This is a genomic window from Acidobacteriota bacterium, from assembly GCA_016713675.1.
Lineage (GTDB): Bacteria > Acidobacteriota > Blastocatellia > Pyrinomonadales > Pyrinomonadaceae > OLB17.
Genome location: JADJOS010000004.1, coordinates 347,324 through 369,656, shown reverse-complemented (window position 1 = coordinate 369,656; position 22,333 = coordinate 347,324). Strand labels below are relative to the sequence as shown.

Here is a 22,333-nt window from a genome sequence, read left to right as displayed (position 1 = left end):
TTCTCCTCGATAAAAAGCTACTGCAACGCCTCGACCGTTGCAGTAAAGGGATGTTTGCCCCATCGCATCACGCCGAAGCGAATAGCGATCACGATGCTCGCGCCCGGCTCGAGCGGATTTGCCGCCGTTACAGAATCGACGGTCAACGTGCTGTTCAGTCCGCCGCCGTTGGGCTGCAGGCGTCCGCCGGCAAGTGTCAGCCCGTATGTGCCGCTGGCATCGACGGAGTTCAGCAATCGAAAATCCGGACGGGACGAGTATCTTCGCTGACTAAGACTTCCTATGGTCGGGAAGTCGATCGCCCGAAGCCGCATTGCTGAAATGGGCGAAGAAGTGTTATTCGTAACCGTCCGAAATATCGTCAGCGTTCCATTTGGACCATTTTCTACGGGAGAAGGATCGAAGACCTCCGTGCCCGACTGGACGATCGTCACCTCGGCGGGCGTCATCATTCTGAGGCTTTCGGACGTCTCCGGAGCGGGAGAACCCAAAACTGAGATCACTCGCGATTGATCAGGCGAGGTAAACATCGCGGCGTGAGTATCGACCAGCATCAGATCACTGCGATTGTCGTCGGTGTCCTGGAAGCCGCCGGAGATCAATCGCCGGGCGTAACAGGACTCCCGGTTTGCGGGTACTGTCGGTGCGAGACCGTTTCCTTCGGCCCACTCGGAACCGGCGAATCCGATCGAATCGACCTTGTTCGCAGTACCAAACTGCAACGGATCAGAGGTTCGCTGCAGTACAATATCCGCGCCGTCGGGAAGGTTGACCGAGAATGTCTGATCGCCCACGGTGGTCATCGTCCCGATACCGGTCGGGAAATCGATCAGGCTGAATCCGCCCGACGGGCTGTTGTTCGTCAATAAGTAGTGGCCCCGTGAGCGGATCGTTACCAGATTTGGAATAGTTGCTATGCTTGCCAACGTTCCCGTATCGGAGTGGGCGAGTGTGACGCCGGAACTGCCATCTGCAGCAAAGATCGTTAGGTCGAAATCGTTCGGATTAAATATTTTTATATATTCATCGTTGGCTCCGAGACGTCCGCGAGTGCGGAATTCGCTGATCAGCAGGTCGCCCGAACCAAGATCATCGTCAAGAAGGCTGATCGTTGTGGTCTGTCTTCCGTTTTCGATATCCGCATTGTTGGTCGGATTGTCGAGCGTTACCGTTAATGTCTCGCGAGGCTCAAGTATTTGGTCGTTGACGATCGGTATCGATATTGTTTTGTTCGTTTCCAGCGGGCCAAACGTCAAAGTGCCGCTGATCGGCTGGAAGTCCTGAATCGGCAGTGCCGTACCGCCGGCGGTCTGATAATCGACCGTGACCTGACTCGAGATGATACCCGTCCGTTGTACCGTCAGTAGAATCGACGAACCGTTCTCGCCTTTGTTGTATGAGAGATTCTGGAACAACAGCGTGCCGCCCGATCCGCCGCTCGGTGAACCTGGAGATGCCACAAAGATAAGCTCTCGGTTGTTCGCAAGTGCCGCGATATTGAAAATTGCAGGATTCATCACGTAACCCGATCGTGTCGCGGTGACTGAATGTGGTTCGCCAGGAACGGTATCGGTGAATCCAAACTGTCCGTCTGGTCCCGTCAGTATGTTTCCCGAAACCTGTCCGCTCATCGCGACCATCACGTTAGCCATCGGATTGCCCGACGTGTCTATCACGCGTCCGCCGATGGTGAAATCGCCAAATTTTCCGACAAATGCATCGATCAGCCCGCCCGTGAACGTCTGATAGGCATCGGGTGTTGTTGGCAACGGTGTGGCGGCATTAGTTGTCTGGCCCGCAATGTAAATATTGCCGTTTGCATCAAGTGCAATATCATTGGCCGAGTCCGTGCCGCTTCCCCCGAAATATGTCGATGCAAGTGCGGAGGTCGCATTATGATTTAGGATCGTGACGACCGCGTCCGACGCGCCATTGAATGTCGAATCGTACGGACCGACTGTCGTAGGATAATCACCCGCGGTGTTCGATCCGGCAATATAAACGTTACCAAACCGGTCCACGGCAATTCCGTTCGCGCTTTCAGCTTGCGTCCCGCCGAAAAAGGTCGAATAGACGAGCGAAGTGCCCGCAGCATTTAGTTTTGAAATGCCGATTTCATTACTTCCTACCGCCGTCGTGTCAATTGCTCCTGCCGTGATCGGAAACCCTGTCGCGGCAATGCCCGTTACATAGACGGAACCTACCTCATCGACAGCCAATGAATTCAGATTATCGATGCCTGGTCCGCCAATAAATGTCGAATAGACGAGCGAGGAACCGGTCGGATCAAAACGCGTAACGAAAAAGTCCGTCACGCCGTTGTGGGTCGGGTCATAACTGCCGGCTGTCGTCGGGAGGTCGGTGACTGCGTCGGTTGTGAAGCCGGCCAGTATCGCTTCGCCATTCGGCGTTACCCAAACGGCCCTGGCACCATCAATATCGCTGCCGCCGAGAAATGTCGAATAGACGATCGCCGTTCCGGTGTCGTTTATCTTTGTAAGGAATGCGTCGTCGATTCCGTTATGGGTCGTATCAAACGCGCCTGCGGTCGTAGGATAATCGAGTGGGGCGTCGCCTGCTCGTCCCCCTATGTAGGCATTTCCGGCCGAGTCAGTAGCGATTGCATCTGCGTATTCGATACTTGACTCGCCGAGAAAGGTCGAATAGTTGAGAGAGTTGCCGGCGGCATTGAGCTTGGTAATAAACACATCGGCACCACCACCGAACGTCGTATCTATCGCACCGACAGTCGTCGGAAATGAGATGCTTGCCGTTCCGCCCAAGTACACATTGCCGTTCGGGTCGACCGTTATCGCACGGCCTTCGTCAAAGAACGGGCCGCCGAGATATGTCGAATAGACCAGTCCGGTCCCCGATGAATTCACCTTTGTTACAAACACGTCTTCGCTACCGTTCGACGTCGTGTCAAATGTTCCTGTCGTCGTCGGATAGGAAATTGAGGTCGTGCGGCCAGTAATGTACGAACAGCCATTAGAATCAACGGCGATCTCGCTGACGATATCGTCGCCAAACGACCCGACAAATGTAGAGAATGCGAGTGCGTTGTAAGTGACTGTCGGATCGATCACCAGTTCGCGACTTCGGTCGTATTCGCCGAGAGCAAAGCGAACGGTCGTGCCGTCCACCGCAAATGAACTCGGCACCTCGACGCGTGCGGAGTCTTCACCTGTTTGGTACGTGAAAGGTCGATTCTGTATCAATGTTCCGGCGGGAGTATTGATAAGCAACGATCCCTCTTCGTTGACCGAGATACTTTCGGCACCGTCAAACTTGAGTTCGATCCGCCCGGCATCGGTAAATGGAGCGACGACAAGGTCGTATTGCGTGGCACCATTTTCGAGACCATACCAGACAGTCGAAACGCCGTTATAAACATTCTCAAATCTAACCTCGCCAAAATTTGGCACGTCACTTCGCCAGCGGCTCTCATCGGAGCCCAGGAAATAGTTAGTGCGATGTTCACTGAGGCGATCGGCAGCAGCTGCGATATCAGAATTGGCGTTCGTGAACGACATGCTCACTGCATGAAAGCGTTGTGCCGGACGTTCCGTACCGGGCTCGCTTTCAGCTTTCGGCTCGTTCAGATCCGTAAAGGGCAGCACATACATCGCTTTGTCACCTGTTAGAAAAAGCATCGAGCCCGCCGACCGTGCGACGTATCTGACCTGCGGATCAAATTGCCCCACATTCTGCTCAAACTCGACGGTCTGCCGCGCAGTTGGATCTCTATCGTTGGTTGTGACGATGATACGGTCTGCGGCAGCTGGCAAATTGATGTTCAGGATCGTCAGAAGCAATAAAAGGGCGAATGATCTGCGTGTTATTTTTGGTCTCATGGTGGCGTCGATCTCCTGCAAAAGTTATTTCCAACAATGACCGTACGCCTTTCGGCCGCCAATATCGCCACCCGTTTGGGTAGCGGCGTCTCGCTCCGAAGTAGCTTGCATTTTCTTGTGACGTGCTGTTAAATTGTCAGCACTATGAAAAAGCTGATCATCGTCTTGTCATTGATGCTTGTGGTATCCGCTGCCGCCATCGCGCAAGAAAAGAGGCTCAGTTCGGCACCTAAGAGTTTTCGGAGTTTCTACACAAACTTCAAACGGGCGGTCGAGCGGAGCGATAAGACCGCTGTCGCGGGCATGACGAGGTTCCCGTTCTCATATGGTTACGACGCTGGTGACGAGGGCAAGTACACGCGATCGCAATTTGTAACTAATTTCAAGCTAATATTCGGAAATCCGCGCGAGTTCTTTGCCGAAAGTAATCCGCGCTTTGGGCGTGAAGACCGTACTTACTACGTCTATACAGAAGATGCCGCCCACCTTGGGTTCGTAAAGAGCGGCCGCACATACAAGTTCGTGAGTTACATTGTTGAACCATAGTATCGCTTCGGAACAACTGACGACTGCGAGTTCGCAATAAGCGACCGTTCATGAATTTAAGAGCCTCGTAAATACGAAATTTCGACCAGTAGTCATGGCCCAGGTGCAGAAGAGCCCGCGAGTTTTGTATTCGCCTCTTCTTTCGCAAGGTTACTGGGTATGTTGATATGGAATCTATGTTTCGGTCTGAAAACAGAGTCCCTACGGTTGTAGTCTCTTCATTTTTTTACCAGTACATTACGCCGGCGTCGCAGTTTTTCCATTGGGAACTGCGTTTGGTCAGCCAACTGACTGTACCGGGGCTTTCGGAAAGGTCGAAGTTGTTGTATGGATTGATGTATTTGATTCGGCCGTCGTCCGGATCGCAAGCGGTGACGACGATAACGTGTGAATGATCGCCCTTTGCGTTCGGATCAGAGCCCTTCACCCAATCGCCGGCAACCCACATCGGGCCGTGCTGCTTAAGACAGTCGGCGAGGACCGTCGCTTCGATATCGCCGCTGCCGCATTTCAGGCCGAGATAACGCGCAGTTTCGCGGCATTCGCCGGGAGCGATGCCGTTGTCTTTCATATAGTAGGGAAATAGGTTCGGTGATTTGTCCATTGTAGCGAGTATGTCGCGCGAATCTTTCTTCCACGCGAACAACATCTCGAGACACGTGAGCCAGCAGCACGTCGACAGAGGCTGTGACTTCGGTTTTACTTCGGGTGATACTTTATACATTGCCATGATTGCTTTCTCCTTGAGATGAATGATGATCGCACACCAATTCCGTGCTTGAGGAGAATGTACAGACAACGCAAACGGAAATCGCCACCCGTATGGATGGCGATGAAAATATCATTTAAATAACAACTCAAAACGATGAGCCAAATCCAAATTACTCAGTCAATGGCGGATCGAAGGTAGTGAGTTGCCGGCTAAACTATGCGGTTCTTCAGGGCCAGTGAGACGGCTTCGCTCTTGGAGTGGACCTGCAGCTTTTCGTAAACGTGACGCATGTGGAATTTGATAGTGTTAAAGCTGACGTTCAACTCCTCTGCCGCTGTTGTGTAATTGTGGCCGTCAACGAGCAGCTTCAGCAGACGCGTTTCGTGCGGAGTTAGATCGTAATCGACCCTCTCCGGCGGACGGGTCTCGCGGAAGAGTTTGATAACTCGGCTGGCGACCTCAGGGGACATTGGTGCACCGCCATCGACCGCTTCGCGAATGTTCTCGAGCAGCTTTGCCGGGGCCGTACGCTTTAACAAATAGCCGTTGGCTCCGGCGCAGATAGCATCGAATATGCGCTCGTCATCGTCGTAGACGGTGAGCATTAGAACTGTCATGCCCGGATATAGATCCTTGAGGATCCGAATTCCGTCTATTCCGTTCATGCCCGGCAAGCCGATGTCGCTTAACAGCACGTCGGGAACGTTGCCTTTGATCTTTGGGATAGCCTCCTCCATCGAGCGGTAACTGCCATTGCAGGCAAATCCGTCGGTAAAGTTGATCAGCGTCATCAGTCCTTCGCGAATGTCGCGGATGTCTTCGACGATCGCGATAGTAACTGTCTTTTCTGCTGCTGCCTGCATAGTTGATGTTCCTGCCATACCTACAGTGAGTCTAATGAACAAACCCATAGCTAGGAGCCACCCGTTCGGGCGGGCGAGTCGTTGGACATCACGACCTTGTCCACCGGGAAACTCACAAGTACCGTCGTCGGGGCTCCCGGTTGCGATCTGACGTCGAATACTCCGCCCATCTCTTTCGATCGGCGACGCATGCTGTTCAGGCCATTTCCGGAGTCGCCGATATTTTCATTTAGGGCGTCAAATCCGTCGCCATCGTCACGAATGATCAGTTTTATATTGCCGGCAACGACATTGAGATCGACCCATACATTTTGGGCATTTGAGTGCTTCACGATATTATTTATCGATTCCTTAAAGATCAGGAATACTTCTCGGCGCACATTGGAGTTGATGACCGTTGCGGCGACCTCATCATTTCCATGAAAGTGAAACCTCATCGATCTCGCGGCCAATATATCCGCAGCAAAACGTCGCATTCTTTGCGAAAGATCACTCAGGTGATCCTTAGACGGATTGATCGACCAGACTATATCGCTCATTGTGCCGACCAACTCGTTTGAAACATCCGTGATCCGAGCAAGATGTGTCTGAGCACCGTTGTCACCATGCTTTGCTTGGGTTTGTGCCACTTCGCTAAGTATCGCAATCTGCGTCAGACTTGCACCGATGTCGTCGTGCAGGTCTGTTGCAATTCGGGATCGGACCGTTTCGAGTTCGACGAGGCGTTCTTCGTTGGAACGGCGAACCCGCTCCTCGGCATCTCTTGCCTCCGCCAACGCAGTATTGATCTCCCGAAGCCGGGTAGTTCGATACCGAAATACCAGTACGACGATGACGATCGCCAGCAACAACATTAATGCGACAAACCACCAACGCTGCCAGATGGGTGGCAAGATCTTAAATGTGACGACGGCAGGAGACTCGCTTGCGACGTTGCTTGAGTTCAAAGCCCTAACAAGGAATCGGTAATTGCCGGGCTGAAGCCGGGCAAATGTAACGGAGCGCTGTTCGGTTGGTAAACTCCATTCCGAGTCAGCACCTTCGAGTTTGTATTGATACCGAAGCGTTTCTCCCGCCCGAAAATCCAGACCGAAGAAATCGATCTGAAGATTATTCTCAGTATGAGCGAGTTCGCCCTTTTCGATCGCGGTATTTCCAAGCTCTGATATCGCCTGTTCAACACCAGCGATCTTTAGTCCGCCGAGAAAGACGCGCGGAGCGACCGCCCTTTCGTCGGGTTGAGGTATCAGCCTGGAGACTCCGTCATTGGTCGCGAACCACAGGTGGCCGTTCTTGTCGCAATGCGAATCGACGACGAAATCCGCCGCCAAACCGTCATTTACTGAGTAGTGTTTAACTAGGCCGGTTTCGGGCGAAAATCGGTCAATTCCTCGCGCGGTACCTGTATATATCCGGCCGAATCGGTCTTCGGTTATCGTCCTTATATTGTTGCTCGATAGTCCGTTCGTCGTATTGAAATAATCGAAGACCAGGGTTTTAGCGCTCGGATCGATCAATCGAAGCAAGCCTGCGTTGGTCGATGAGAGCCAGAGCCGTCCTTTCTTGTCAAGGAGTATGTCCGATATGAATCCGCTGGCAGGCAAACCGTCAGCTTTTCCGAATTCGATAAATCTCTCTCCGTCAAATCGGGCAATTCCGCCCTCGTAGAAGCCGACCCAAAGATTTCCGTAGGAATCCTCGGCAAAGGATGCCGGAGATCTACCTTCACTGATCCCATCAGCCTCCGTGATCGTTACAAATCGGTCTTCTCCTTTTGCCAGTCGGGCGAGCCCGTGAGCGCTGCTCGTCGGCCCGCGGGTCGAAACCCAGATGTCACCGCCGGAATCCTCATAGATCTGGAACATTCCGTTAGATCTAAGACCGTCGTCGGTCGTGTAAACCTTTGTCGGTACCCGATCCGCCAGCTGAGAAAAATCTGTTATACCGGAGAAACGAAAAAGCTTCTCACCGGTAAGTACCCACCAAGCACCGTTCGAAGCGATCAATAGCGGCCGCGACGTCCAAACTGTCTGAACATTTGGGCCGACCTGCGGCCGAAGCCCTTTAAGCCTATTTCCATCAAACCGGTTTAGATAAGAATCGCGTCCGGCGAAATAGATCGATCCGTCGCGGTCCTCGCTAATTGCGTAGAATCGCGACGAGTTGGCACCGTCTTCAATCCCGAATGAAACCAAACCGCTCCGGTCAAGACGAGAAGCACCTGTCTGTCCTCCGATCCATAGATTGCCGGCAGCATCCTCCTCCATACGACCCATTACATTTGTCAGGCCTTCGGCCTCGGTGTGTAGGTGCAAAACGCCGTCGTCAAATTCGAGCAATTGGTCCTCAGACGTAAGCCATATATTCCCGTCAGTGGTCTGCATCAGCCGCTTCTGATTCGATGCTTTTACATACTTTTCGTTTGCGAGCTCGAAAATATCGCCGGCCTTTTTTGGCAAGATTACGTGTTCTTCGGGCTCAATGGCGACGACCTCATTGGGAACTAGTGATCTCATGATCACCGGGCCCGCCTCTGTGATCGATTCGATCGCTTCCGGTTTAATGACCAGTATCTGCCCTCGACGCGTCAGCCAGAGACGGCCGCTCTTGTCAGCAAGCGTCGACGAATTCCCACTGTTAATTATCCCTCGTTCATGAGGATAGAAGACAACCCGCGAGTCGGGCAGCCGCCGAGCAACTCCCCAACTGGTGTTTATCCAAAGTGATCCGTCCGAAGCCTCGGTCATGTCGGCGATCACGAAAGAGGTATTTGCTCTCGGCGGCAAATGGAGGTCAAATTCCCTGAAAGCAAAGACACCGTTACTTTCCTCATACCGGAGCAGTTTGCCTGAGCCGAGCCAGAAATTTCCGGCTGAATCCTCCAAGAATTGGCCGCGCGCCAAAGTGATAAACTCGGCATTAAGCGTTGGGGGGCCGCTTGAAGATCGCGAGACGGAATTGGGATCGAATCGAAAACTCCCACCGGTCGTAGAAATCCAGTAAGTGCCGTTGCGGCTTTCATAAATATTCTCGACACCGGGCGACGTCCCTTGCTCTCCGATCTGATAATTTACGAAATTCGAACCATCGAACCGTGATAGCCCATCGCGAGTGGCGAACCACATAAACCCCCGCGAATCACGGTAGATCGAATCGACAAAGCTGCTACCGAGGCCATCGGCGGAGGTGAACGTCTTTACGGGCAAACGCTTTGCCGCCGCAACCGACACCAATAGCGTCACGAGCATGAGAACGAAGCCGACCTTCAGGAACTGAAACTTATTGTGGAACTGGAAAACAGATGAAGTCCCAATGATTGCCATTATGAGGTGCATTTTACACGAGATATGCGGCAATCAGGTATTCAAAATAGAAAAAAGCGGGCAATTGCCCGCTTTTACATTTGGTTATGACTGTTTCCCTTCGAGAAAGGCCTTCAACCGTCGCGACCGCGACGGATGTCGGAGCTTTCGCAGAGCCTTGGCCTCGATCTGACGAATTCGTTCGCGTGTGACCGCAAAGTGCTGGCCGACCTCTTCTAGCGTGTGTTCCGAATCCGTATTTCCAAGGCCGAAACGCATCTTGATGACCTTTTCCTCACGCGGTGTGAGTGTAGCGAGAACCTCGTCGGTGATCTCACGCAGATTAGAGAAGGTCACGGACTCAGCCGGATTCAGTATCGAGCGGTCCTCGATAAAATCGCCGAGATGCGAATCTTCCTCTTCGCCGATAGGTGTTTCAAGCGAGATCGGTTCCTGGGCAATTTTCAGGACCTTGCGTACCTTTGAGACCGGAATATCCATGCGTTTTGCGATCTCTTCACTCGTTGGTTCGCGGCCAAGTTCCTGTACCAGCAGACGCGAAGTGCGAATAAGCTTGTTGATCGTCTCGATCATGTGAACCGGAATTCGGATCGTGCGGGCCTGGTCAGCGATGGCACGCGTGATGGCCTGACGGATCCACCATGTTGCGTAGGTCGAGAACTTATATCCGCGACGCCATTCGAATTTATCGACTGCCTTCATCAAACCAATGTTTCCTTCCTGAATGAGATCAAGGAACTGAAGCCCGCGGTTAGTGTATTTCTTAGCGATCGAAACGACTAGACGGAGATTGGCTTCGACAAGTTCTCGTTTCGCTTTGTTTGTGTCGAACTCGCCGACGCTAATGATCTTGAACGATCGTTTGATCTCAACGATCGGCAAGTGGTATTTCTCTTCGATCGCGGTCAAAATCGAACGGGCATCCTCGATCGTGGCAAGAAGTTCTTTCTTCTGTGCCGTAGCAGGTTTCTTTTCAAGCTTTTCTTCCGATCTTGCGATGATCCGCTCATATTTGCGGATATCTTCGACAACCTTACGGATCGACGAGATCAGCACTTGCATCGCACGCTCTGTCAGCTTGAGATGTTTTATCTCTTGAGCGATGTCGAGCCGTAGACGAGCGGTCTGGCGACGCAGATTAAGCAGCTTTTTGGTCTTTTTGTCACCGACCTTTTTTTGCTCAGCGATCAGGTTGACCCATGTCTTGAGGGCGACCTGAAAGTTCTGGCGAATATTGCCAATTCCCTCAAGCGTCCAACGCATGTACTCTTCGGCCTTATCTTCCTCGACCGAAATATCGGCTTGCTCAGAGAAAACTACGGTCTCACGAATGCTGGCTTTGCCGGCGGCGAGATCGTCACCGATCTTGAGTAGGCGCTCGACCGCAATTGGCGAACGTGAGATCGCTTTGTGCGTTTTGATCTGTCCGCGCTCAATGCGTTTTGCGATGACGACCTCGCCTTCGCGGTTCAGCAAAGGAACGATGCCCATTTCGCGGAGATAAAGCCGAACGGGATCGTTCGATTTGTCTAAGGCACCGGCCGAGAGGTCGAGATCGATATCGTCTTCTTCGACAGCTTCTTCCTCTTCGTCATCGTCGAGGACGATCGTCGAGGCTCGTTCGAGTAGCTGAGCGTCGGTCTCGGCCACCGAGATGTTGGCACCCTCGAGGCGTTCCAGAACATCTTCGAGGTCGTCGGCCGACATCATGTTTTCAGGGATCTGTCGATGAAGTTCATCGAGGCTCAAAAATTTCTTTCGCTTGCCGAGGGCAACCAAGCGATCCATCAAGTCTTCTTTTTCGTCGTAATCAGCCATATTCAGTAAATCTTTTGGATTAAAGCGGTGCGTAAATCGTTGTTCGCTATATAGTTATAAACGCCGATCGCGTGGGAAATGTTTCGCGTTCCCCGGCGGGTTTAAAAAACGAAAGTATATCACATTTCACTGATCCTACGCTGCAAATCACGACGTATTTTTTCAAGTTCGAGCTGTTCGAACGTGAGCTGATTGAATCTCGTCGCGTCATTTGACTGCTCGGCGATGGTCGCATCGCGGCTGATCTCAATAATTCGATTCGTGATCGCCATGTTGCGGAGGCTGAAAACACAATTTTCAGCATCGTGAAGAACTGCATCGATAGCGTCTTCACATTCGCGGCGAGGTTTGCCGGCGAGCAGGACCTGGCCGAGGTCGACGGCGTTCTCGTCGTCGCCGATGTGCTCGAGGAGCGATTCCTGATCGATCTCTTTTTTGGCATTGTGTATCCCGACAAAGGCGGCAAAGATCTCAGCGGTCGAAAGGTTTTCGTAATCGCTCGGCTCGATCTGAGGCAAGATCAGGTCGCGAAGCTCGCGGTCGAAAACCAGCAGTTCGAGCAAGTGGCGTTCGGCAATGGTTATCTTGGCACGGGCGGCACGCGAGACTCGCTGGGTGATATTTTGCGTGTCGTGATACGCACCGCTCTTGAGCGTGCCCCAGAGTTCGCGTTTTAGGGCGGCATCCTCGATCTGGAAATACGTCATCGCCTGGTCGAAGCTCTCGCGGCGTTGAACGGCGTTGCCGATAGCTGAGATCACCGGCAAAAACTCCTCGATCGCTTCGGCTTTTTGCTTGGCGTTGTTAAGATTGCGGTCTTTTACGGACGCGTCGAGGGCAAAACGAAGGAACGGAGCGGCCTTTCCGCGGCGCTCGTTGTAAACGTCGACCCCGTTTTCTCGGATGAAATCGTCCGGGTCTTTGCCTTCGGGCAGCACGAGAACCTTGACATCAAAATCTTGCGGCAAAAGATGCTCGATCGCTCGTCGTGCTGCTTTAATGCCCGCCGAATCGCCATCGTAATTGATGACAATTTTCTTTGTGAATCTGCTCAACAGCTTTGATTGCTCAGGCGTAAACGCTGTGCCTAGGCTGGCGGCGACGTTAGTCACTCCAAACTGATATAAGGCGATAAGGTCGAGATAGCCCTCAACGAGGATCGCAAATTTCTTCTTGCGAATATCCTCTTTCGCCTGAAAAAGTCCGTAGAGATTTTGGCCTTTGGTGTATGCCGCGGTCTCGGGTGAATTGAGATATTTTGGCTGGTCGTCCGGGTTTAGCGACCTCGCACCGAACGCGACCGGTTTGCCGTTGACATCGAGAACGGGGAACATGATCCGCCCGCGAAATTTGTCGAAGACCCTTTCTTTCTCTTCGTTTACGGAGATAAGGCCGGACTGTTCGATGACCTTTTCGTCGGTTCCGAAATCACGCAGAACGCTTAGTAGACCGTCCCAACTGTCGGGCGAATATCCGATGCGAAACGCTTTTTGCGTCTCTTCGGAAATGCCTCGTTCTTCAAGATACTTTCTCGCCGCGATCGCCTTTTTATCTTTGCCTTGCAGTTCGTTTTCCCAGAATTCGAGAGCGATCTGGTTCAGTTCGATTATCTGGTCCGCAAGCTGCTTTTTCTCGTCGCGTTTCTTTTTGCCTTGTTCGTAGGCTTTGTCATCCACTGGTTCGGGCAGCATTACGCCGGACATTTCGGCGACGCGTTTGATCGCTTCGGGGAAGTTCAATCCCTCGATCTCCATCACAAAATTGTAAACGCTCCCACCCTTGCCGCAACCGAAACACTTGTAAAAACCCTTCGACGGATTCACCGAAAACGAGGGCGTTTTTTCCTGATGAAACGGACAACACGCCATCCAATTCGCACCCTTCTTCTTCAGATCCTGCGCATACGGTTGTATTATCCGAACAATGTCTGCACGGTTTTTCAGGTCGTCAATGAAGTATTGGTCGTATAGCATTTAGTTTAGGGCGTTAAGCCTATGCAAACAATGACGTTATCCAGAAATATCCAATTCTTGTTGTCCCGTCTGTCCCGCTCTTGTCCCGCTTTTGTCCCGCAGTCGATGGAACGCCGTAACTACTGTAAATAATGATGTTGCAGTCACATTTACCGCCTGAAACGCGACTTTTGCAAAAAAAGATCTACAATATAATTTCGGCTAACGACTCCTCTCAATTTCGACCTGATAGACGGGCTCCTTGTCCGGCGTCCAGAGACTGACTGTTGCAAGGATAGCACACTATTGCATAAATATCCACATACTGTCGGAAATTCCAACGGAAATTGTTCATAGTTTCAACTCCGCGATCGTGGCTCCATTTCCGCCCTGGTCGGATGGGGCGAAGCCATACTTTTCGACGTGCGGATGGCCTTTAAGAAAGTGGTGAACGTAGTTCTTAAGTGCTCCAGTGCCGAAGCCGTGGATGATTCGGACTCTGGGGACGCTGGACATGTACGCCTCGTCGAGGAAGCGGTCGATCTCGTATTCGGCGTCGGCGGTGGTTTTGCCGATGAGGTTGAGTTCGGCCGGGGCGTCGCCGCCGTCGATGTTGATCATCTGGGCTCTAGTCTTTGGTTTTTGGTCCTTGGGCCCTTCCGCTGCGAACTGAAGGTCGACGAGTTTCTCTCTCAGGCGGAGATTGCCGACGAGGACTTCGGCGACTTCTTTGTCGAGTTTTTCGATTGTGCCGACGTTTCCGAAACTCGTAATTACTCTTGAGCCGACGGAGAGAACCACCCCGTCAGCCGAAGCGGCTGCCACCCCTCCTTGGTAAGGAGGGGAACCGGAATTACCGATGATCTTGGATTTAGGACCTTGGACTTTAGACATCACCGCACGGTTTAGTTCGGCCTTGCGGGTCATGCGCTCTTTGTCGAGGCGGTTGCGAAGGGCTTTGTCCTCGATGGTTTTTATGAAGGCCCTGGATTGGCGGTCGAATTCGTCGATGGCGTTGGCTAGTTCGCCTTCGAATTCTTTTTGTCGGGCCTTTTCTTTTTTGACGGCTTCGACTTCGAGGCCGGCGTATTTCATGGCGACTGCTTCGCGTTCTTCTTCGAGGGCGATGCGGAGGTCTGTGGCGATCTTGGTCTCAGTTTGGAGCTTCTTTAGGTAATTTTCCGCTTCTTGTGCTGATACGTCGAGGTTCTGGCGAGCTACATCAATAACCGTTTTATCGATTCCGAATCGTCTGGCAATCTCGATGCCGCTTGATGCACCGGCGAGGCCGAGGAGCAATTTGTACGTGGGCTGAAGCGTTTTTTCATCAAATTCGACCGACGCGTTGATGATACTCGGGTCGTTGGCGGCGTACATTTTCAGGCCGCGATAATGGGTCGAAGCGATGACCTGCGCGCCTTTTCTGCGGAAATGATCGACGATCGCGACTCCAAGAGCCGAACCTTCTTCAGGGTCGGTACCGGTTCCGGCTTCGTCGAGCAGAACGAGCGACGGCGGGAGGCATTCGCGGATCATGCTGGCAATATTCGACATGTGCGACGAGAATGTCGAAAGATTCGCACTCAGTGATTGATGATCGCCGATGTCGGCGAGGATCGATCGATAAAAGGGTATCTTCGCCTCTTTCGCCGGAACGGGCAGGCCTGAGATGGCCATCAGGCTAAGCAGGCCGGCGGTCTTCAGCACGACCGTTTTGCCGCCGGCGTTGGCACCGGAGATGATCATGACGGCGTTTTGGTCAGTTAATGTAAATGAGCTTGGGATTATTTCGTTCGTTGTTCGTTGTTCGTCATTCGTGGTGGACGACACACTCCCTATCGGTCGTCTTTCCGCCTTTTGTGACGCCGATCGAAGGGTATCTTCGAGGAGTGGATGTCGGGCGTCGACGAGATCTATGGTTTCGTCGTCGGATATTTCGGGAACGACGGCACGGAATTTCCGGGCGAATTCGACTTTGGCCTTGATGAGGTCCAACTCGGCGACGGCATTTACTGCTGCTTCGACAGCGGGCAGCTGCTCGCGGAGCGATTCGGTGAGGGCGAAGAGGATCCGTGCGACCTCGCGTTCTTCTTTGCCTTTCAAGTTTTGGATCTCGTTATTGGCTTCGATGGCTTCGAGCGGTTCGACGAAGACGGTCGAGCCCGAAGACGAAAATCCGTGGGCGACGCCTACAACCTTGCCTCGAAAATCGGTCTTGACCGGAATGACGAACCTGTCGTTGCGCACCGTGACGATCTCGTCCTGAATGGCCGTTCCGGCGGCACGCATCGCGGATTCGAGCGATTTCGTCAGGCGGGATTTTTGGCTGCTGATCTCGCGGCGGATCTTCGCGAGTTCGGGCGAAGCAGAATCATCGATCTCGCCGCCGGGAAGTAGTTTCCTGTTCACCTGATCGATCACGCCGAGGAGCGAAGGCGGAATATTCTCGACCGTTTGCCAGAGGACCGGAGCGAGATCTTTCTCAGGTTGGATCGACGAGCGTGCAAACAATGCCTGAGTGCAGACTCGTGAGATCTCGAGCATTGTGTTCGGCTCGAGGGCGGCATTCTTGATCTTTAGGATCGCGACGGCGTTAGATGGATCGTCGAGGCCGCTGAACGACCACGTTACCTGCTTCTCTTCATTAAGAGCGATCGTTTCGGTGATCGCGGCGAGCGAACGGTCGAGTTCGTGGCGGCTCTCAAACGGGAGCAGGTCAAGGGCGCGGTCGCGTCCCATCGGCGTTCTGGCGTGAGCCGCGACGAGGTCGAGAAGCTTGGTAAATTCCAATATTTCTAGTGAAAAACTCACTTGATTTCCACACCTTTCCAGAAGGCGACGTATCCCTCGATGTTCTTGGCATCGGACTTCGTTTCGGGGTAATACCACGCGGCGTCTTTGTTTGTTTCGCCGTTTACTACGATGTCGTAATAGCTTGCCGTACCCTTCCAGCCGCAGACCGTGTGCGTTTCGGACGGTTTGAAATGGGCTTTGTTAATGCAGACCGCGGGGAAGTAGTGGTTTCCTTCGACGACTACTGTTTCGCTGCTTTCGGCGATGGTTTCGCCGTTCCATGTCGCTTTCATAAATACCCCTTGTTATAAAAATCTCTCTCTAATCTCGGGCGTTGGGAGCATGCAAGCGTCCTGGCGACCGAAGAGTTTGTATCGATTGCGAGCGAAGACACGATAAGCCCAATCGCGGATGAACGCCGGGACGATGATAAATGCGTAACCGAGCGACCAGATTCCGCCGAGCGTCTTGGCGACCCTCAGGCCTGCGGTCGAGTGAGTGAACGTCTTATCGCCCTCGATCAGTATTATTGAATCTACATCATCGCCGAAGCCGTATTTGTTTCGCAGTTCGATCCCTATTTCGGATTGCAGCGGCGCGAATTTGAATTGCTTTTCGTGATCATGCTTGATAATAAAATTGACGGCACCGTTGCAAAAATTACATACGCCGTCAAAAAGTACGATCGAACTCATAAGTAAATTCTACCGCAAATCGTGACAACCAGTTAGCCGCGATAATTTTGAAAGAAAAAATTACACCACGGATTTCGGATAGAACGCGATTGATGGGCGATGTAAACTCTGAATCATGATGAAAGAACGAACACTAATTGAACGGACGATCGACTGGCAATGGCATGCCGTCTAGTAAAAAAACACGGAATTCGACGGCGTGTTTTACTTTGGCGTTTCGACGACAGGCATATTCTGCCGGCCCTCGTGCTCGTCTAAGACGGCGAAACGGCAGAATGTCTCGTTTTTTCTGTCGCCGTCGGAGGCTGAGAATGCGGGCTATCGAGCGTGTCTGCGGTGCAAGCCCAAGAACGAGTATTCGCCGGGCCCGTCGGCTGAATTGGTGGCCCGTGCTTTCCAAGTCCTGAAGGAAGACGAATTGGAGGTTCCTACTGTTGACGGACTCAGTCGACAACTTGGCGTGAGCAGCGGCCATTTGCAGAAAACATTTAAGACGATGCTCGGTCTGTCGCCAAAGGAAGTTGTGGATATGATTCGGCTCGAGAATTTCAAGCGAAATGTTCGTGAGACGGACGTCACCACGTCGCTATATGACAGCGGTTTTGGTTCGAGCAGATCATTGTACGAGAAAGCAGGCGAAACGCTCGGGATGACGCCGGCGATTTATAAAAAAGGTGGAAAGAATATGAAGATAGATTACACGATAGTTGATTCGCGGCATGGAAGATTGATGATCGCGGCGACGGAGAAGGGCATTTGTTCAGTGAGTTTTGGCGATACCGAGGACGAGTTGAAGAGGGAGTTGGAGCGCGAATTCTTTGCGGCGACGATCGAGAACGACGGCGAGAAACTCAAAGACGCCGTGAACGCGATCTTAAAGAGTCTTGACGGCGAAAAAGGCGATCTTGACGCTGCCGCTCGATCTGCGGGCGAGTGCGTTTCAGATGCGGGTTTGGTCCGAGCTTCGAAAGATACCGTATGGCGAAACGCGTTCGTACGGCCAGGTTGCGGCGTCGCTTGGGAATCCCAAGGCGTTTCGAGCGGTCGCCCGGGCGTGTGCAACAAATCCTGTTGCGTTAGTCAATCCGTGTCACCGAGTGATCGCTTCGGACGGAAAATTGAGCGGCTACCGTTGGGGAGTCGAGCGAAAGGAGAAGCTGCTGGCAGAAGAGAAGGCATCATAGTTCGAACTTGCTCAGAACAAAGTTTCAGTTTTCGCAGGGCAGTGCTTTGCGAGTCTGAAACTTTTTCTATATTCTCTCCGTAAAAGAAATTTCAATTCGTTTTCAATTTTCAAACTCAGGAAAGATATGAAATCAAAGCTCTTTTTGCTTGCATTTGCGGCTCTCGGCGCGTTTTTCGCCCGTGAAGGGAATGCTCAGAGTTATGCGATCACAAATGCGAAGATCGTGACCGTTTCGGGGGCGACGATCGACAAAGGGACCGTCGTCATTCGCAACGGGCTGATCGAATCGGTCGGTGCAAATGTCGCGACGCCGGCGGATGCCCAGGTGTTTGACGCAACGGGACTTACGGTCTATCCGGGATTTATCGATGCGTTGACGAGCCTCGGAATGCCCGCGGCGCAACAGCGTACGGGCGGGCCGGGCGGAGGGCAGACAGGGGCAGCAGCCGTAGCAGCGGCGGCTTCGGCTCCGACATCGAATTCGAACTATCAGGCGGGTTTGAGGCCTGAAGACGAAGCTTTGAATGACCTCAGAGCGGGCGAAGCGCAGTTTGAGGCGGCCCGGAATGCGGGTTTCACGACCGTTGTAACTACGGGGCGAAGCGGTATCTTCACGGGACAATCAACGATCTTTAATCTGGCGGGCGATACCGTTTCGGGAATGGTTGTTAAGACGCCTTATGCGCTTCATGTTACGTTTACGACGACGCCTGGAAGCTATCCGGGCTCGCTACTCGGTACATTTTCGGCGCTTAGGCAGATCTTTCTTGACGCTCAGAGGCAACAGGAGATCGAAAAACAATATGCCGCGAATCCAAAGGGAACGAGGCGTCCCGACACGGACAGATCGCTGGAGGCTCTGTACCCGGCGATAAACGGCAAGATGCCCGTGGTGTTCAACGCGAACCGCAACGTCGAGATCGTCCGTGCGCTTGATCTAATTAAAGAGCTGAAACTCAACGGCATCATCGCGGGCGGGCAGGAAGCGTGGAAATTTGCGGAACGCCTCAAAGCTCAGAATGTGCCTGTCTTGCTATCGCTAAATTTCCCAAAACGGACCACGTCGGCGTCGCCGGATGCAGACCCCGAGCCTCTTGAAACCCTTCGGTTCCGGGCTGAAACACCTGCGGGAGCCGGTAAATTGGCGGCCGCGGGCGTTAAGATCGCGTTTCAATCGGCTGGGGCGACATCGATCGGCGACTTTTTTACAAACGTGGGCAAGGCGGTCGAAGGCGGTTTGAGCAAGGACGCTGCCGTTCGTGCGATGACGCTCGGTTCGGCCGAAATTCTCGGCATCTCGGATCGAACCGGTTCGATCGAAGCCGGAAAGATGGCAAATCTCGTGGTCGTAAAAGGCGACTTGCTGGGCAAAGACAAGTTCGTGCCGCACGTTTTTGTAGACGGCAAGGTGTTTGAGCAGAAAGAGCCGCCGAAATCAACCCCGAATCGTGGCGGCGATGGGTTGGCCGTCAATATAAGCGGTTCGTACAAGATCACCATACCGGGACGGCCGGAGGCGACGCTCAACTTAACGCAGCAAGGTGCCGAATTGAGCGGTTCGATGGTCTCGCATCTCGGCACTTCGACGATAAAGGACGGTAAGGTTACCGCAGACGGTTTTAGTTTCGGAAGCACCGTTGAATTCGGCGGTTCCTCGATCGAGATGAAGGTACGCGGAAACGTTAGCGGCAATAAGATCAGCGGAACGATGGACACACCTCAGGGCGTCATGTCGTTTTCGGGAACCAAGAATCCTTAGAGGGTTGCCGGTCAGTAGGTTTTTTACTTTAGAGATCCAACGTTATGAAGAGATTTACAGCAGGTTTAATTTCGTTTCTGATGGTTGCGGCATCAGTTCCGTTGACCGTTTTCGGACAGTCAGCGAACGACGTTCTGATCAAGAACGGAACGGTTATGACCGCGGCCAAGGGAACGCTGCAGAATATCGATGTTCTAATTCAGAACGGCAAGATCACGAGGATCGGCAAGGGGCTGACGGCTCCGGCCGGCGTTCGCGTGATCGATGCGACCGGCAAGTATGTAACGCCCGGAATCATTGACGCGCACTCGCATTCGATGCTTGACGCGATCAACGAAGGTACCTATTCCGTGTCCTCGATGACGCAGACGCTCGACATGCTCAATCCGACCGACATCGCGATCTATCGGGCGCTCGCGGGCGGCGTAACCTCGGCACTTCTGCTGCACGGTTCGGCCAATTCGATCGGCGGACAGAGCACGACGGTCAAGTTCAAATGGGGCCGGCCGGTCGAAGATTATCCCATCGAGGGAGCTCCGTCGGGAATCAAGTTTGCGATGGGCGAGAACGTCAAACGCTCGACGTCGTTCGCTCTTCCGGGGACGACGCCGCGTTATCCGCGAACGCGAATGGGCGTCGTCGAGACGATGCGCGACGCATTTATGCGGGCCAAAGACTATCGTCAGGCGTGGGCCGACTTTAAAGCTGGCAGAACAAAGGTACAGCCGCGAAAAGACCTCGAACTCGAGCCGCTCGTCGAGGTACTCGAAGGCAAAAGGCTTGTTCACGCTCACGGTTATCGATCTGACGAGCACCTAAATCTGCTTCTATTGGCAGACGAAATGGGTTTTAAGGTCGCGACGCTCCAGCACGGGCTCGAGGCGTACAAGATTGCACCGGAGATCGCTAAACGAGCCACGGGCGTTTCGATATTCGCCGACAGTTGGGGCTATAAGCTCGAAGCTTACGATTCGATACCGTACAACGCGTACATTCTGTGGAAGAACGGCGTCAACGTTTCGATCAATTCCGGATTCGGACGAACGCATGAGGCGGCTCAATCTCGACGCGGCCAAGGCTATGAAATACGGCGGCGTGCCTGAGGAAGACGCGTTCAAGATGATCACGATCAATCCGGCCAAACAGCTCGGCATCGACAAACGCACGGGCTCGATCGAGGTCGGAAAAGACGGCGATATCGCCATCTGGAACGCACATCCGTTCAGCGTTTATTCGCGTGTCGAGGCGACGCTCATCGAAGGCGTAACCTATTTTGACCGCACGACCGACGCGGCCAAGCGTCTCGAAATGGCGAAAGAGCGAGAGACGCTCGAAAAACTAGAAGTTAACAAAGCTCCGGGCACCGGCGGCGGGCCTCCGCGAATTCCAACCGAACGCCGACGCGGCGATCGCGACCATGCGGATGATGAAGACGGAGGAAACCAATAATGAAGGCAACAGTAAAAATTCAAAAGTTAAAATCGTTCCTGATCGTTTCTTTATCTGTGTTTATCTGTGGCCAATTTTCTTCGGTCAAAGCGCAGAATGACGGTTCGCAGCAGAATGCCACCGGCAAGGCCGGGACGTTCGCCATTGTTGGAGCGAGGATCGTCACCGTCTCAGGTGCGACCATCGAGAGCGGAACTGTTGTCATCTCGAACGGCAAGATCACGGCAGTCGGAGCCGGTGCAAGCGTGCCTTCGGGGGCTGAGAGGATCGATGGCAAGGGTCTGACCGTCTTTCCCGGAATGATCGACGCCGCGACGAATATGGGTTTGACCGAGATAGGACAAGGCGTAAACGCTTCGGTCGATGTTTCCGAGATCGGTACGAACAACGCGAACGCGAGAGCTATCAAGGGCATCCATCCGCATTCTGCCCACGTCAACGTGACGCGCGTCAACGGCATCACGACCGTTATGTCATACCCGACAGGCGGCACGATCGCCGGGCAAGGTTCTATCATCAACTTGAACGGTGCAACGCCGGACGAAATGGCAGTTGTTGGTAATTTTGGACTCGTTATCAACTTCCCGCGTGTTGTCGGCGGCGGTTTTGGCGGAGGTGGCTTTGGCGGAGGCGGAGCGGCCGGTTTGGATTTTAATGAGCTCGTAAAACGACGCGACGCGGCGATCGATGATCTTAAGAAGATTTTTCGAAACGCCGAAAGCTACCTCAGAGCGAGAGATGCCTACGCTAAAGACAAAACGCTGCCATACGTTCCGGTCGATCAACGCTTTGATGCTATGGCTGCGTACATTCGCGGCGAAAAGCCGGTCATTTTTACCGCCGAACGCGAACGCGACATTCGCGCCGTTGCCAAATTCGTCGGAGAAATGAAGCTCAAAGGCATTATCGTCGGCGGCCAAGAAGCTTGGAAAGTCGCAGATGACCTGAAGAAGAACAATATTTCGGTCGTTTATACAAACATCTACAGCCTGCCTGTGAGAGACGATGACGCGTACGACTATCTCTTCGAAGCACCCGCGAAAATGCAGGCTGCAGGCATCAAATACAGCATATCGACCGGCGACGGCGGCCCCGAAGTTCGCGATCTGCCGTATCACGCGGGCCTAGCGTCCGCCTACGGCCTGTCGAAAGAAGACGCTCTCAAATCAGTAACGCTCTACGCCGCCGAAGTCCTCGGAGTCGCAGACAAAATGGGCTCGCTCGACGTCGGTAAGGTCGCAAACGTGGTCGTCACCGACGGCGACATTCTCGACCCGCGAACGAACATCAAATATATGTTCATCAACGGCAGAATGATCCCGCTAACGAGCCGGCACACGGAATTGTTCGACGCTTTTAAAGATAGAAAGTAGATGACGA

General features: G+C 53.1%; 15 protein-coding genes and 1 pseudogene. 7 read left to right on the top strand and 9 right to left on the bottom strand.

The features are described 5' to 3' along the window. Positions 1-17: 17 nt before the first annotated feature. The gene (locus IPK01_15005) at positions 18-3,857 is read right to left on the bottom strand and encodes an SBBP repeat-containing protein (GenBank protein MBK7934745.1); all 3,840 of its coding nucleotides are present in this window, start codon (positions 3,855-3,857) and stop codon (positions 18-20) included. Positions 3,858-4,001: 144 nt separating this feature from the next. Here IPK01_15005 and IPK01_15000 point away from each other — a divergent pair, with 144 nt between their 5' ends. Beyond that, positions 4,002-4,403 (top strand): hypothetical protein, encoded by a 402-nt coding sequence (locus tag IPK01_15000; GenBank protein ID MBK7934744.1) that lies wholly within the window; start codon positions 4,002-4,004, stop codon positions 4,401-4,403. Between the two features lie 226 nt (positions 4,404-4,629). On the opposite strand, the gene IPK01_14995 is transcribed toward IPK01_15000, so the two are convergent. The 8 genes from IPK01_14995 to IPK01_14960 all read right to left on the bottom strand — a co-directional run bounded on the left by IPK01_14995 (position 4,630) and on the right by IPK01_14960 (position 16,559). Then, positions 4,630-5,127, bottom strand: coding sequence for a hypothetical protein (locus IPK01_14995; GenBank protein MBK7934743.1), 498 nt, complete (start codon positions 5,125-5,127; stop codon positions 4,630-4,632). 197 nt (positions 5,128-5,324) lie between these two features. Next, entirely contained in the window at positions 5,325-5,978 is a 654-nt protein-coding gene (locus IPK01_14990) for a response regulator transcription factor (GenBank protein MBK7934742.1), read from the bottom strand. Positions 5,979-6,028: 50 nt separating this feature from the next. Further along, positions 6,029-9,301, bottom strand: coding sequence for a hypothetical protein (locus tag IPK01_14985; GenBank protein ID MBK7934741.1), 3,273 nt, complete (start codon positions 9,299-9,301; stop codon positions 6,029-6,031). A gap of 84 nt (positions 9,302-9,385) precedes the next feature. Further along, the gene (gene rpoD, locus IPK01_14980; GenBank protein ID MBK7934740.1) at positions 9,386-11,119 is read right to left on the bottom strand and encodes an RNA polymerase sigma factor RpoD; all 1,734 of its coding nucleotides are present in this window, start codon (positions 11,117-11,119) and stop codon (positions 9,386-9,388) included. 119 nt (positions 11,120-11,238) lie between these two features. Then, on the bottom strand, positions 11,239-13,092 hold the full coding sequence (locus IPK01_14975) for a DNA primase (GenBank protein ID MBK7934739.1): 1,854 nt from the start codon (positions 13,090-13,092) through the stop codon (positions 11,239-11,241). A 330-nt stretch (positions 13,093-13,422) separates the two neighbouring features. After that, positions 13,423-15,882, bottom strand: coding sequence for an endonuclease MutS2 (locus IPK01_14970; GenBank protein MBK7934738.1), 2,460 nt, complete (start codon positions 15,880-15,882; stop codon positions 13,423-13,425). Beyond that, entirely contained in the window at positions 15,879-16,157 is a 279-nt protein-coding gene (locus IPK01_14965; protein ID MBK7934737.1) for a DUF427 domain-containing protein, read from the bottom strand. The genes IPK01_14970 and IPK01_14965 overlap by 4 nt, the downstream gene beginning before the upstream one ends. Positions 16,158-16,169: 12 nt before the next feature. After that, positions 16,170-16,559, bottom strand: coding sequence for a thiol-disulfide oxidoreductase DCC family protein (locus tag IPK01_14960; protein ID MBK7934736.1), 390 nt, complete (start codon positions 16,557-16,559; stop codon positions 16,170-16,172). Positions 16,560-16,788: 229 nt separating this feature from the next. Here IPK01_14960 and IPK01_14955 point away from each other — a divergent pair. The 6 genes and pseudogenes from IPK01_14955 to IPK01_14930 all read left to right on the top strand — a co-directional run bounded on the left by IPK01_14955 (position 16,789) and on the right by IPK01_14930 (position 22,326). Further along, a pseudogene (locus IPK01_14955) lies at positions 16,789-17,232 on the top strand (methylphosphotriester-DNA--protein-cysteine methyltransferase family protein). 211 nt (positions 17,233-17,443) lie between these two features. Then, entirely contained in the window at positions 17,444-17,743 is a 300-nt protein-coding gene (locus IPK01_14950; protein MBK7934735.1) for an MGMT family protein, read from the top strand. A 126-nt stretch (positions 17,744-17,869) separates the two neighbouring features. Further along, a complete protein-coding gene (locus IPK01_14945) occupies positions 17,870-19,504 on the top strand; it encodes an amidohydrolase family protein (protein ID MBK7934734.1) in 1,635 nt (544 codons plus the stop codon). Positions 19,505-19,548: 44 nt separating this feature from the next. Continuing rightward, positions 19,549-20,607 (top strand): amidohydrolase family protein, encoded by a 1,059-nt coding sequence (locus tag IPK01_14940; GenBank protein MBK7934733.1) that lies wholly within the window; start codon positions 19,549-19,551, stop codon positions 20,605-20,607. Then, complete coding sequence (locus IPK01_14935; protein MBK7934732.1) at positions 20,552-20,953, top strand: amidohydrolase family protein; 402 nt, start codon at positions 20,552-20,554, stop codon at positions 20,951-20,953. Before IPK01_14940 ends, IPK01_14935 begins: the two co-directional genes overlap by 56 nt. Continuing rightward, the gene (locus IPK01_14930; GenBank protein ID MBK7934731.1) at positions 20,953-22,326 is read left to right on the top strand and encodes an amidohydrolase family protein; all 1,374 of its coding nucleotides are present in this window, start codon (positions 20,953-20,955) and stop codon (positions 22,324-22,326) included. Before IPK01_14935 ends, IPK01_14930 begins: the two co-directional genes overlap by 1 nt. Positions 22,327-22,333 lie beyond the last annotated feature (7 nt).

What these genes read in the sequence shown, in the direction of transcription:
- IPK01_15005 (MBK7934745.1), bottom strand. Translation starts at nt 3,857, where the DNA reads ATGAGACCAAAAATAACACGCAGATCATTCGCCCTTTTATTGCTTCTG.
- IPK01_15000 (MBK7934744.1), top strand. Translation starts at nt 4,002, where the DNA reads ATGAAAAAGCTGATCATCGTCTTGTCATTGATGCTTGTGGTATCCGCT.
- IPK01_14995 (MBK7934743.1), bottom strand. Translation starts at nt 5,127, where the DNA reads ATGTATAAAGTATCACCCGAAGTAAAACCGAAGTCACAGCCTCTGTCG.
- IPK01_14990 (MBK7934742.1), bottom strand. Translation starts at nt 5,978, where the DNA reads ATGCAGGCAGCAGCAGAAAAGACAGTTACTATCGCGATCGTCGAAGAC.
- IPK01_14985 (MBK7934741.1), bottom strand. Translation starts at nt 9,301, where the DNA reads ATGGCAATCATTGGGACTTCATCTGTTTTCCAGTTCCACAATAAGTTT.
- rpoD (MBK7934740.1), bottom strand. Translation starts at nt 11,119, where the DNA reads ATGGCTGATTACGACGAAAAAGAAGACTTGATGGATCGCTTGGTTGCC.
- IPK01_14975 (MBK7934739.1), bottom strand. Translation starts at nt 13,092, where the DNA reads ATGCTATACGACCAATACTTCATTGACGACCTGAAAAACCGTGCAGAC.
- IPK01_14965 (MBK7934737.1), bottom strand. Translation starts at nt 16,157, where the DNA reads ATGAAAGCGACATGGAACGGCGAAACCATCGCCGAAAGCAGCGAAACA.
- IPK01_14960 (MBK7934736.1), bottom strand. Translation starts at nt 16,559, where the DNA reads ATGAGTTCGATCGTACTTTTTGACGGCGTATGTAATTTTTGCAACGGT.
- IPK01_14945 (MBK7934734.1), top strand. Translation starts at nt 17,870, where the DNA reads ATGAAATCAAAGCTCTTTTTGCTTGCATTTGCGGCTCTCGGCGCGTTT.
- IPK01_14940 (MBK7934733.1), top strand. Translation starts at nt 19,549, where the DNA reads ATGAAGAGATTTACAGCAGGTTTAATTTCGTTTCTGATGGTTGCGGCA.
- IPK01_14935 (MBK7934732.1), top strand. Translation starts at nt 20,552, where the DNA reads ATGAGGCGGCTCAATCTCGACGCGGCCAAGGCTATGAAATACGGCGGC.
- IPK01_14930 (MBK7934731.1), top strand. Translation starts at nt 20,953, where the DNA reads ATGAAGGCAACAGTAAAAATTCAAAAGTTAAAATCGTTCCTGATCGTT.